Here is a 13062-nt window from a genome sequence, read left to right on the forward strand (position 1 = left end):
GGGGCGCCCTCCGGCGCGGGTGCGGCCGCTTCCCCCTCGGTCCTGGCCGCCACGAGCCCGTCGGCGAACTGCAGCGTCACGGGCGTGCCCGCCGGCAATCCGAGGCCGGAGCGCAGCGCCGCGCCCGCGCCGTCGCGGACCAGCACGTAGCCGCGGGCGAGCACGGCGCGGTAGCCGAGGCTGCCGAGGAGGCCGCCGGCCCGTTCGAGTCGGGCGCTGCGGCGCTCGATCAGCCCGGCCCCGGCCTGCACCATCCGCGCGTGCGACGCGGCCAGCCGCTCGCGCGACCGGGCGGTCTCGGTCTCGGCCCGGCGCAGCGTCGTCGTCCGCGCGACAACCAGCCGGTGGCTCAGCGCGGCGAGCGCGTCGCCCTTGCGGGTCGCGTGGTTGGCGAGCGCCTGGCGCGGCCGATGGTCGATCGCCGCGAGCCGCGCCCGCGCCCGGGCCAGAACCAGTTCCGGCGGATGCCGCACGAGCCGGTCGAGCAGGCGCGAGAACCGCTCGCGGAAGGCGCGGGCGTTGCCCGCGAGCGCCGGCGCGAGCCGGGCCTCGGCGAGGTCGAGCCGCTGGCGCTTGGCCGCCAGGAACGCGTCGGCACCGGGCATCGCCCGCAGCGCCGAGCGGAAATCCGCGCCGAGTCGGTCGAGCTTGCGCTCCACCGCGCCGCGGCGGCGGCGGGTCAGGTCGTCGAGGGTGACCAGCAGATCGCCCCGCACCGGCACCGCCATCTCGGCGGCGCCGGTCGGCGTCGGCGCGCGCCGGTCGGAGACGAAGTCGATCAGCGTGGTGTCGGTCTCGTGCCCGACTGCCGAGATCAGCGGGATCCGGCTCTCGAAGGCGGCGCGCACCACCGCCTCCTCGTTGAACGCCCACAGGTCCTCGATCGAGCCGCCGCCGCGGGCGACGATCAGCACGTCCGGCCGCGGGATCGCGCCGCCGGCCGGCAGCGCGTTGAAGCCGCGGATGGCGGCGGCGATCTCGTCGGCCGCGCCGTCGCCCTGCACGCGCACCGGCCAGACCAGCACGGGGCGCGGGAACCGGTCTTCCAGCCGGTGCAGGATGTCGCGGATCACCGCGCCGGTCGGCGAGGTCACCACGCCGACGACCTGCGGCAGGAACGGGATCGCCCGCTTGTGCTCGGCCGCGAACAGACCCTCGGCCGCCAGCGCGCGCTTGCGCTCCTCCAGCAGCGCCATCCAGGCGCCGATGCCGGCCGGCTCGAGGCTCTCGATGACGATCTGGTACGAGGACTTGCCGGGAAACGTCGTGATCTTGCCGGTGGCGACGACCTCGAGCCCCTCCTGCGGCTTCTGCCGCAGGCGATTGAAGGTGCCCTTCCACACCACCGCGTCGATGCGGGCGTTGCCGTCCTTGAGCGAGAAGTAGGCGTGCCCCGAGCCGTGCTGCCCGCGGAAGCCCGAGATCTCGCCGCGCAGCCGCACGTGGCCGAACGCGTCCTCCAGGGTACGCTTGAGCGCCGAGGCGAGGTCGCCCACCGACCATTCCGGCTGGTTGGCGACCAGCACGGCCGCGGGCGGGACGTCCGCGGCCGGCGGCGACCTGCGGGGGGCGGGGGGCGGGACGAGGGCCATGGCGAGAGTGCTATGCGGACGCGGCGCCGAGGTCAAAGGCCGCCGCGCGACGGTGGATCCGGTGCACGACGCCCGCCTTCGTGCGAAACGGCCCTTTCCCCGCTCCCGGATTTCGGGAACATCCTGATCGCATGAACATCCTTCTCATCGGCAACGGCGGCCGCGAGCACGCCCTCGCCTATGCCCTCGCGAAAAGCCCGCTCTGCACCCGGCTGCTCACGGCGCCGGGCAATCCCGGCACCGCGCAGCACGGCGAGAACCGGCCGGAGCTGAACGTCGCCGACCATGGCGCGGTCCGCAGCTTCTGCGAGGCCGAGCGCATCGGCCTCGTCGTGATCGGGCCCGAGGCGCCGCTGGTCGCCGGCCTCGTGGACGACCTGACGCGGGCCGGCATCCGCGCCTTCGGCCCGACGAAGGCCGCCGCGCAGCTCGAAGGCTCGAAGGGCTTCACCAAGGAGCTGTGCACCGAGCGCGGCATCCCGACGGCGGGCTACGGCCGCTTCGCCGCGCTCGATCCCGCCCTCGCGCACGTGCGCGCCGCGGGCGCCCCGATCGTGGTGAAGGCCGACGGGCTCGCCGCCGGCAAGGGCGTCACCGTCGCCGAGACGGTGGAGCAGGCCGAGGGCGCGCTGCGGGCGCTGTTCGCGGAGGCGGGCGCGGAAGTCGTGATCGAGGAATGCCTGTTCGGCGAAGAGGCGAGCTTCTTCGCCCTGTGCGACGGCACGCGGGCGATTCCGATGGGCACGGCGCAGGACCACAAGCGGGTCTTCGACGGCGACCGCGGTCCCAACACCGGCGGCATGGGCGCGTATTCGCCGGCGGGCATCGTCACGCCGGCGATCGAGCGGACCGTGATGGAGACGATCATCCAGCCGACGCTCGACGGCATGCGCGCGCGCGGCACGCCGTTCACCGGCATCCTCTATGCCGGCCTGATGCTGACCGCGGACGGCCCCAAGCTCATCGAGTACAACACCCGCTTCGGCGACCCGGAGGCGCAGGTGCTGATGCCGCGGCTCGCCTCCGACCTCGTGCCGGCGCTGCTCTCGGCCTGCGACGGCGACCTCACCGGCGTCTGCCTGGAATTCGACGCCTCGCGCGCGGCGCTGACCGTGGTGATGGCGGCGGCCGGCTATCCCGGCACGGTGGTGCGCGGCTCGACGATCCGCGGCATCGCCGATGCCGAGCGCGACGGCGCCCTGGTGTTCCAGGCCGGGACCCGGGCCGAGGGCGAGGCCATCCTCGCCGACGGCGGCCGGGTGCTGGCGGTCACCGCGCTCGGCGACAGCGTGCTGGAGGCGCAGGCCCGCGCCTACGCGGCGGTCGCCCGGATCGACTGGCCGGAAGGGTTCTGTCGCCGCGACATCGGCCGGCGCGCCGTCGCCCGCGAGGTCGCCGGCCACGGCATCTGACCGTTTGCGACCGGGCGAGGCGGGTGTGTCCCGCGTCGCCAGATCGCAAACTAACGGCCGAGGGCGTAGAGGGCGATCGCGGCGGCGTTCGAGACGTTGAGGCTGCGGATCTCGCCGGTGAACGGGATCTTGGCGAGCACGTCGCAGCAGGCGCGGGTGCGCTCGCGCAGCCCCTTGCCCTCGGCGCCGAGCACGATCACCGCCGGCCGCGTCGGGGTCAGCGTGTCGAGGCCGGTCTCGGCGTCGGAATCGAGGCCGATGCGGGTGAAGCCCTGCGCGCCGAGGGCGATCAGCGCCTCGGCGAGGTTGCGCACCACCAGGAACGGCACGTGCTCCAGGCCGCCGGAGGCGGATTTCGCCAGCACGCCGGTGGCGCCCGGCGCATGGCGCGCGGTCGTGACGATGCCGGTGACGCCGAAGGCCGCGGCGGTGCGCACGATCGCCCCGACATTGTGCGGATCGGTGATCTGGTCGAGCGCCAGCAGCAGCGCGTCGGCCGGCAGCGCGTCGAGGCCGGGCGAGGCGAGGGGTTCCGCCTCGAGGTAAAGGCCCTGGTGCACCGCATCCGCCCCGAGCAGCCGGTTGATGTCGGACGGCCGCACCAGCTCGGGCTCGATCCGCAGGGTGCCCAGCTCCTCCACGAGGCGCGCGGCGCCGTTCTCGGTGGCGAGCAGCCGGTGCAGGATCCGCTCGGCATTGCCCATCGCCTGCACCACCGGGTGGAACCCGTAGATCACCGCGGCGCCCTCGTGCGCCGGCTGCGGCCCGGCCGGCCGCGGCCGCTGACCGTAGGCGGGCTTGCCGAAGCCGGGTTTTCCGAAGCCGGGCTTGCCGTAACCCGGCTTGCCGTGGCTCGGCTTGCCGAAGCCGGGCTTCCCATACCCTGGCTTGCCATGATCGGCCTTGCCGAAGCCGGGCTTTCGCACCTCGGACCCGGTCGGCCGCCCGCCGTCGCCGCCGTCGTCGCTCTCGCTCGCCATCCGCCCAACCATTCCAGACCCGTGCTGCGCGCGACCGCGCAGGAAAACAGCGCCCCGCCAAGGCGCGCGAAGCGGCAGCGTTAGCACGGCCGGGGCGAAGTTGCCGCACCCGCCCGGCGCCGCCATCCCGCCCCATCCGCGACAAACCGGCCCGCGCCCGCGCCCGCCGCCGCCGCACAAGCCGCGATCCGCCCGTTGCCCTCCGCCCGTGGCCCGACTATAGAAACCTCGGCCCAGCGCCAGCGCCCTTCGTCTATCGGTTAGGACGTCAGCCTTTCACGCTGAAGAGGCGGGTTCGACTCCCGCAGGGCGCGCCATTTGCGTACAAAACTGCGAACACCGGGTACGTCTGTGCCACCGGATCCAGTCATGGCAGTTTCCAGGCCCTCCTTGTCGCCGACGATGCGGATCACGTCCGCTCCGACCTCCACCCGGTCGACGATCGCCTGAAGCCACGCCTTTCGAAACGGGATCTCGCCCGACGTCACGTGCTCGCGCATCAAGCGCCCGAATCGAGCGATCGCTTCAGGGCTGATCTCGGCAGAGCCCGGGCTGGTATCACGGATCCGGCCAAGCGCAGCCTTCGCCAGATCCCGTTCCGCCCGCAAAGTGGAGAGCCGCTCCTGCAGGAGGTCGTCCGGCTCGTCCTCACCGTTTTCCACGAGCCGGTAAAGCCGCCGCAGCTTCTCCTCCGCCAGCGTGAGTTCGCTGCGCAGCGCAGCCACGCGACCGTCGACCTCCGCCGCACGCTCGGCTCTGAGCGCCCAGAGCGATGCCAAAGTCGCCCGCAAACGCTCGGGCTGCAGCAGTTCGGCCACGAGGTGGTCGGTGACGAGCGTATCGAGCGTAGCCATTCGGATCGAGCGGCCCGAGCAGCCCGTCGCACCCTGACGCGCCTTCGTCGAGCAGCTGTAGTAGGTGTGCACCTTCTTTGATTTCGAGGTCCCGGTCCGCATTGTCATCGCGCCGCCGCAGCTTGTGCACGTCGCAAGTCCAGTGAGCAGGATCGGACCCGTCACCACCCGCGGCGGCGTAACACGCGGATTGTGCGCCTTCAGCGTCGTCTGCACCGCCTCGAACACGTCATGCGCGATGATCGGCGGCACCGCGACGGCGATGTGCTCCGCCTTCGGCTTTTCCTGCAGCGTCTTCGAGCAGTACTTGTTGAAGCTCCACTCGCCGACGTAGATCCGGTTCGTCAGGATGCGGTGGATCGTAGCCACGCCGAATCGTGCACCGGCACGCGTGCGGTAGCCTCGCTCGTTCAGATAGCAGCAGATCGCTTTCACCCCGAGCGGACCCGACTGCCCGTTGCCATGCCGGTAGAGCCGAAAGATCAACCGGACCGTCTCGGCCTCGACCGGGTCGACGATCGCCCGCTTCTTCATCCGGCTGCCGCGCCGCTCGACCTCCTCAAGCGTGTAGCCAAGCGGCAGCTTGGAGCCGTTGTAGAAGCCCTGACGCGCGTTCTCGTTCATCGCGCGCTGGACGTGCTTGCTGTTCTCGTGGCTGCTGTACTCGTCGAAGAGCGCGAACATCTGGCGCATCATCTCGGCAGCGGGTTCGTCGCCGAGTTCCTGGGTGATCGAGACGAGCCGCACCCCGACCTTGGCGAGGCGGCGCACATATATCTCCATCCCTAACGCATCGCGGAAGAAGCGGGAGAGGGAGTGCACCACGATGACGTCGTAGGGGCGGTCGCCGTCCTCGGCTCGAGCAATCATGGTCTGGAAGGCGGGACGGTTATCGGCGAGGGCGGAGGCTCCGGGTTCGACATGCTCGGCGATCACGGGCCAGCCGTGGGCGGCACAGTAAGCTTGTACCGATTTGCGCTGATCGGGGATGGAGAGATCGCTCTCGGCCTGCCGGCCCGTCGAGACGCGCAGGTAGACGCAGGCGCGCAGTTGTCCGTCGCGCGCGGGCAGCGGACGGTTCGAGCGCTTGATCAGTTTCATGGTTCGAACCTCGCAGACGGCTGCGGCAGGGTGAGTCGGCGGCGGAGCCAGGCAAAGCCGGGATGCGCCATGATCCACAGGCCTGTCGCCACGCTTTGGGCAGGCGGGGCTTCGGCAGGAAGGGCCGGGGGGAGTGCGAGCGTCATCGCGTCAAGTCGCGCAGAAGCGCGGTGATCGCGTCACCGAGGAAGGTCTCGATCACGTCGAGCTCGGCCCGTGTGACCGGCACCGGGCGCGGGAGATCATTCACGACCTGAGGCGGATCAGGATCGCGTTTGGGCGCACGTCCGCGTTTGCGCTGAGGGGACAGCGGCGCGGTCGCATCGGTGCCGAAGTGGGCTCCCCGACCTTTGACAGGTGCTCCGGCGGCCGGGGACTTCAGCGATGTCTCGGCGCCGGCTACCGCGCCCGATGTCATCCGTGCCGGCGTCGACGCACCTGGGGTACGCGCCACCGGCGGAGCGGAGGGTCGATACACCACGAAGCACGTGAGGTCCCACGCCGACCGGCAGCCTACGCATCCAGGGCTGGCCGCCGGCCAGCGTGGGTCAGTTTCTTCACCTTCCCCGGCGCGACACGACGCGTCCGCCAAAAAACGAACCGCCGTGTACGGCTAAGATTCCTCGAAACTTGAGTAAGCGCAAGCGGTCGATTGAGCCTTACGCAGACCGCATCGGCTGAGCGGTGGAGTTTCGAGGAGCTTTGGCGCGACCGGGCAGCTCAGTGCAGGCGGCCAGCACTCTGAGATTCCACAATGTATGTGGGTTGGCAGCCAGGATTGTCAGCCAAAACCGGAGGGGTACGACATCAAAGGGTTAGGCCCTCGATCACCCGTCTTAAGCGGTATCGGACCTGGGGAGTGGACCATCAGATTGGACCCTGGTCAACGCTGCGTCCGAAGCATTCCACAACTGGCTAGGATGTGCAGCAGGTCCGCATAGCGCCAATACCGGACCTCGCCTCTCGGCTAGAAAGCAGACCTTCGGCCTCGCGCTAATGTTGTCGTTTAGACAAATTCAGCATTGTTCTGAAAGTGGACATTGACCCCTGGCTCCGGCAAGGCTTGGCATATGTTAGAAGCGACATGGGCTAGTTCTCGTTTTATGAGCGTCATCGTGCTCTGTCGTGTAGTCCGAAGCCAATGTCCCAGCAGTGGTTTGTCGCGGAAAATTAGGTGCGAAAGCCCCTTTTTGCGATGGCGGTCAAAGTCCGCTCAAGCGCCCCTTAGCCGGACACCTGCATGCGCTACCGGGACATTCCTTGGACTTAAATTCTTCGGTCTCTGACGGCGCGCCCTATGCCGTGCTACCTGTGGTCCATGGAGATCGGCGCAGCAGGCCAAAACGTTCAGGCCCCAAGGGGCGACGAGAGCCGGCAGGCGGTCGCCGCGCTTCGAGGCTACGGGTATCAGATCTACGCCTCCGCCTTGGCCTGGCTGGGGCTTGGCGACAACGAGTTGCTGTACCTAGAGGTCGCCGAAGACTTCGCGACCGTCACGCGCGACGCCCTCGCCGGTACGCAGGTGAAGGACACGGCTGCAAGCGGAGCGGTTACATTGCGTTCCGCAGGCGTGCGTTCGGCCATCGACGCCTTCGTCGACCTCGTGTCGCGAAATCCCGGCCGGATCGTGTCGCTGCACTACCTGACGACGTCCGTGCTCGGGACCGAACGGAGCGCCGAAGACAGGATCGGGAACGAAGCGGCGCTCGCCTATTGGCGGCGGGCCGCGGCTGGCGCCGAGGTCGGCCCCTTGCGCGCGCTGCTCGATCGAATGCATCTCGCGCTCGGGACAAAATCCCACTTGGCTGCGATGTCCGACGAGGAGTTCGCAACAAGCTTCCTCGCGCGGATCCATTGGCATTGCGGTGCGCCGGGGCTCCAGGACGTACGTGCCGACCTCGTCGCCGGCTTGGTCGAATACGTTGGCACGAACCGGGGACTGTCGAGCCATGTTGGGAGGAACATGGTCTCCACTGTTGTGGAAAGAATCCTCTTGACGGCCGTTTCCAAGGAATCGCGTCGGCTACGCCGCGCGGATCTCCTTATGCTGGTGGACGAGGCGAGCAGGGTGTCCGTGCCGGTCGACCAGCTCGCGAGGGCTTTCGGCGGTAGGGCCGGCGCCGAAGGCTTCCTCCGCCCGTCCCTGATTCTTCCCGTCAATGAACTGCCGCTCCCGGAACCCCTCGTGCCACGGACAAGGCTCGTCGAGACCATCGACCAGCTGCGAGCATCGTCCGGCGCCGTCTTCGTGGTGGGGGCGACTGGTCTCGGGAAGTCGCTGGCGGCCAAGCTCGTCGCGGCGAGGACAGGTAGGGCGTGGTCGATCATTGATTTTCGTGACCTTAACGCGGCCGACACCGCCGCGCGCCTATCGCTGATATTGGCCGAGCTGGCCGTCTCCCCGCCGACTGGACTAATCCTCGACGACCTCAACTGCGTCGAGGACCACGGCGTCAGGGACATGACGGCGCGTCTTCTGGTTGCACTTCGGCGCCGAGACGTCACCGGCATCGTCACCGCCTATTCGGCACCAGCCTCGTCGACGCTCCATGCCCTCTCCCCGCGTGGCGTACCGGTAGTCGAGGTCCAGTACCTATCCGAGGAGGAAGTCGCGACCCTCGTCGTAGACGCCGGGGGAGAGGCGAGATACGCCGGTTCGATCCACCGCGCGGCGTCGTTCGGCCATCCGCAACTCACCATGGGCATCGTTCAGCGACTGGTCCAGGCGGAATGGCGAAGAGCAGACTTGGCCGCCCTGCTAGGCGGGGCGTCGGGTAGCGACTTCGCTGGCGAACGCCGTGCCGCCCGACAACGGCTTATGATCGCGATGCCGGTGGAATCGACTCGTCTCCTTTTGCGCATGAGCCTGGTCGAAGGTGGCTTCGACCGGGCACTGGGCTTGGCGCTCGGGGAGCTGAGTCCGCAGGTGCCCCTCGCCGGCATGGTTCTCGACCGCCTTGTCGGCCCCTGGATCGAACCGGTGCGACGCGACAAGCTGCGCGTTTCTCCGCTGCTGGAGGGCGCGGCCAACGAAGTCTTGTCCCAGACCGAATGCCGGGCGATCCATCACTGCATCGCAGAAAGGCTTATGGGACGTCGCACGCTTTCTGTTCTCGACGCGGAACCGGCGCTCCGACATGCGCTCGGCAGCGGAGACGCCATCCTGATCGCCGCGTTCGCGAATTCGATCCTCACCTGCGGCGAGGACATGCTTGGGATCCTCGCGCCTTTCACCGGCACACTTCGGCGCTTTCCCTTCGCAGAGCCGATCCTACCCGACGAGCCTCGCTTGTCGGCCACGCTCCGCTTCGCGCAGCTCATGGTGCTTCTACCAGAGGGTTCCCCCGACGAGGTGCGCCGGTGCTTCACCGTATTGGAACTGGAACTCGCTGACGTCGCTAATTCGGAGCTGCTCGAGAGTGCGGTCCTTGTGAAGGTGCTCATGCATGAGCGAGCAGGGTCGATCTTCCAGGATTGGCCCGACATGCTGATCCGCGCGGATGCGCTCGCTAGGTCGGACACGAGACTGGCAGACGCGAACAGCGACTACCAGAAGCGACCAGAAGCGCCGCCCGACGTGACAGGCGTTCTATTGGCCAGTCAGATGCGAAGCATTGTCTCGGTCGCAGCCTTCCGCTCGCTCGTGGAAAGGATCGACCGCGAGCAACCAGACTTTCGAGAACGCTGCCTGAGTTCCTTCGTGCCAGGGCGCAGCGACCTGTCGATCCTAGTCAACCAGGGCTGGCTCCAAGAGTCGCGGGAACCAGGGTTCGATTGGGAGGCCGCGGCGAACGACTACGAAGCATGTGCGGCGGTTGCCATTTCGTGGGGCAACGCGGTCCTCGCGGTTCGCTGCGCGATCGCCCGAGCGATGTGCTTCGATGAGAACGGCCACGATCCGAACAGAGCGCTCGCCTGCCTGGACGATGCCGCTCGGCGGTTCGGTCCTGACGTTGCGCTCGTGCGTGCCCGGGCTCGCGTACATTGGCGGCAGCGCGACCACGCAGCTGCCCTGCCGCTCCTGGCAGCTGCCGCCGAGGCCGGAGGCCAGGAGCCACTGGAGCGTCTCTTCATCGCGCGTGAGGCAGGAATTAGCGCCGCGGACCTCGGGGACTGGCTGGACGCGGAGCGGTGGTTCGAACGCGCGCATGCCGCCGCGGTCCTGGTCCCCCACGTACTGGGGAATGCGTACGCGATCGGCCTTCTCGCCGACATGGGGCACGCTGCCTGCCGAGCGGGTGCCCACGGGAGGGCCCTCGGGCTGTTCCGCGAAGCGGTCCGTCTCCTTCCGACCATCGATCCGAACGGCACGCTCGCGGAATCATACTGTCACCGGATTGTTCGCAACGGCGTGCTGTGGTTCCTCCGCACCGTAAAGGGCATCGCCGATGCCGATGATCGGGAGGTAGCTTATCCGGCAGGCTGCGGCAGCAAACCGGATCCCATGGAGGCGATCAGGTCGCATCCGGTCGCGAATATCGACTACGCCTTCTATCTGCTCGCCGAGGCCGATCTGGCCCTGGCGGAGCCGACCGGCTACCACTTAAGCTTCCGCGACGATCTGATCGGCGAACCGATCCTGTCGGTCGAGATTTCTTCGTCGATCGGCCAGATCCGCCGGGCGATCACGCGCCATGACACCCGAGGCTTCGTCTCGCGCGTCCTCCAGCACGTGGCGACGTCGGAAATCGTGCGATCTGGCGCCTTCCCCGAAACGCCCGAGGCAATGAGCGATCCCTTTCGTGGGACGATTCCGTCGGCGACGCTCGGCACGGAGGAGCCGGTAGATGCGCGTAGAGCCGCTGAGGATTTCGTCCTGACCTTCGCGATCGTCGCGGCGTTGTCGGGCGACTTCGAGGCTGTCGACGCGGCCTCCGAGGCCGGTCTGCAATCGGCGGAACTTGAAATGCTGCATCCTCTGTTTCGTCGTATGATCGGTGGGACCGACTCTCCGAATTCCGACTGCGAAGGGGTTGCAAGCGCGATTTACACCATGCGGGCCGACCTACGCGGCAATCCGTTGGCTCTTCTGTGGTGCGGGCTCTGGCTGCTGCTTCATCTCCGTTGGACGTCCTTGCGAGAGTTTACCAGCGGTCGCGTCGTTGCATGGATCTTCGAGGGTTGGTCGCATCTGGTCACTCAGGGCCGGTTTCTACTGGCCTCACCAGCCCTGTCGGCGCCTCCCATCGAAAACATTCTTAGCCAACCGGCACGAACGCCGGCGGCGGCCGCGAGGTTGACTCTGGCGGCTCGCGCCGCCGCGGCGACCGCGATCCCGGCTGCGGTCACGGAGCACCTCAAGGAGATGGCGGAATCCGAGGGCTCTCCCGCGGCAGAAGGTGGTCCTCGCGGATGAGAAGGGTGTCGGGGCAACTGGGGATGCCGCGGCGACCAGGGACGAGTACGAGGCGAACCGACCATGGTTCTTCCGCTACGGTTAGAGCCGTGTCCGGCTGGGTTGAATCGTTGGGGGTAGCCGGCAGTCTGCGGATCTGATTCGATGTTGAGCTTTCCGAGGAGGTCGGGATGCCGCCAGCGCTATCGATGGATCTGCGAGAACGCGTAATCGCGGCGATCGAGGCGGGAGCTTCGCGCCGACAGGCGGCCAAGCGTTTCGGGGTCGGCCCATCCAGCGCGATCCGCTGGCATGAACGCTTCCAGGCGGAGGGCGCGATCGCACCCCGGCCCTCGTGCGGGCAGCGACCCGCACCGGCCATCGAAGCGCACGCGGAGCGGATCCTTCAGGTCGATCGGGAGCAGCCGCAGGCCTTCCTGCACGAGGTGCGTGATATCCTGGCCGAGCAGGGTGTCCGCACGAGCGTCAGCGGGCTGTGGCGGTTCTTCGCCCGGCATCGGATCACCCGTAAAAAGGGGCTGTCTACGCGGCCGAGCAGGAGCGTCCGGACGTGAGAGCCGCGCGGGAGGCGTGGTTCAAGGGTCAACTCGACCTCGACCCCGATGCTGTCGTCTTCATCGACGAGACGGCGACCGTCACGAACATGGCCCGCACCTACGGTCGGGCTCCACGCGGCGAGCGCTGCCGGCTCCCCGTGCCCCAGGGTCATTACAAGACCACCACCGTCACCGCCGCCCTGCGCACCAGCGGCTTGGTCGCCACCACCCTGTTCGACGGGGCCACCAACGGCGCGCGCTTCCGCGCCTACGTCACCGACACCCTGGTCCCGGTGCTGAAGCCGGGTGACACCGTCATCCTCGACAACCTGCAATCCCACAAAGTCGTCGGCGTGCGCCAAGCCATCGAGGCGGCCGGCGCGCGGCTCCTCTACCTCCCGGCCTACTCGCCCGACTTCAACCCGATCGAGCAGGCCTTCTCAAAGCTTAAGGCGCTGCTGCGCACCGCCGCTGCCCGAACCGTCCCAGACCTTTGGGCAGCCATCGCCCGGGCCTTCGCATCCTTCACTCCAGCGGAATACCGCAACTACATCGCCGCCGCCGGATACGATGCTTATGACCCAACCTAAACGACAACAGCTCTAGGCCCGACACGAACTTGGGAAGAGCCTTCGGGCACACGTCCGCAGCGAAGCGAACGATATCCTGAGTCGTGGGCGGCACGATGGTGCTCGTGCTGTCCAAGACGATGCCTGGAGGCGGGAAGTGCATGGGCTTGCGGTTCGGGCCGCTCGTCGTCGTCATGCGCATGCTCCCAACTCCACGATGGCCAGGCACGCGTCGATGCGTGCCCCATCCTCCTCCAGCGTCGCGCTGATGCCGCTGGCAAGGCGACTGAGCCGGCTGCGCTCGGAGTCGATCGCTTCCCCCCTGCCGGCGAGGATGGCGGCGGAAACCGGGCCGCCATGTGCGATAATGGGCCGAGGCCAACTTACCTGCCTGTAGGCCAAGCGAGAGCATTCACGGACATCGCTGTCCGTGTTAGGATATGTGGTAGCCATGTGACGGTTCGCTCCGGACGTTTCGTGGTCAGGGCCGTGAGCAGGGGTATCAGCCTTACTCCGGCCCGATTTTTTGGCTAAACCATAAAGATGCTTACGTCAATTATGGCTAAACCAAAAAAGCGGGGTCGCCCTCCTACTGGCGGCCGTGATCCGATGTATGGGTTTCGTATGTCTGACGGCCTGCGAGATGGGATTGATGCGTGGGC

The 13062-nt window shown here is 68.0% G+C and carries 5 protein-coding genes, 1 tRNA gene and 1 pseudogene; 4 read left to right on the forward strand and 3 right to left on the reverse strand.

The annotated features are described in order from the left end of the window. On the reverse strand, window positions 1–1592 hold a 1592-nt coding region (gene xseA, locus MKK60_RS25815), incomplete at its 3' end, for an exodeoxyribonuclease VII large subunit (RefSeq protein WP_243989018.1). Window positions 1593–1723: 131 nt separating this feature from the next. Here xseA and purD point away from each other — a divergent pair. Further along, window positions 1724–3004 carry a phosphoribosylamine--glycine ligase gene (gene purD / locus MKK60_RS25820; protein WP_147841946.1) on the forward strand — a complete coding sequence of 427 codons (1281 nt, stop codon included), beginning with the start codon at window positions 1724–1726 and terminating at the stop codon, window positions 3002–3004. A 50-nt stretch (window positions 3005–3054) separates the two neighbouring features. On the opposite strand, the gene rlmB is transcribed toward purD, so the two are convergent. Next, the gene (gene rlmB / locus MKK60_RS25825; protein WP_243989019.1) at window positions 3055–3984 is read right to left on the reverse strand and encodes a 23S rRNA (guanosine(2251)-2'-O)-methyltransferase RlmB; all 930 of its coding nucleotides are present in this window, start codon (window positions 3982–3984) and stop codon (window positions 3055–3057) included. Between the two features lie 242 nt (window positions 3985–4226). On the opposite strand from rlmB, the gene MKK60_RS25830 reads away from it, so the two are divergent. Further along, window positions 4227–4301, forward strand: a tRNA-Glu gene (locus tag MKK60_RS25830). Window positions 4302–4814: 513 nt separating this feature from the next. Here the strand turns inward: MKK60_RS25830 and MKK60_RS25835 are convergent. Further along, window positions 4815–5939: pseudogene (locus MKK60_RS25835) on the reverse strand (recombinase family protein); the annotation flags it as partial. Between the two features lie 1297 nt (window positions 5940–7236). Here MKK60_RS25835 and MKK60_RS25840 point away from each other — a divergent pair. Together MKK60_RS25840 and MKK60_RS25845 are read left to right on the forward strand one after the other, a co-directional pair. Then, a complete protein-coding gene (locus MKK60_RS25840) occupies window positions 7237–11295 on the forward strand; it encodes a hypothetical protein (protein ID WP_243989020.1) in 4059 nt (1352 codons plus the stop codon). 170 nt (window positions 11296–11465) lie between these two features. Continuing rightward, window positions 11466–12421, forward strand: a protein-coding gene (locus MKK60_RS25845; RefSeq protein WP_243989021.1) for an IS630 family transposase whose coding sequence is annotated in 2 segments (ribosomal slippage) — window positions 11466–11817 and window positions 11817–12421 — 957 coding nt in all. Because the reading frame shifts where the segments join, the coding sequence is not laid out codon by codon here. The last annotated feature ends 641 nt before the right edge of the window (window positions 12422–13062 follow it).

Origin of the sequence: Methylobacterium sp. J-092 (assembly GCF_022829325.1) — a bacterium.
Lineage (GTDB): Bacteria > Pseudomonadota > Alphaproteobacteria > Rhizobiales > Beijerinckiaceae > Methylobacterium.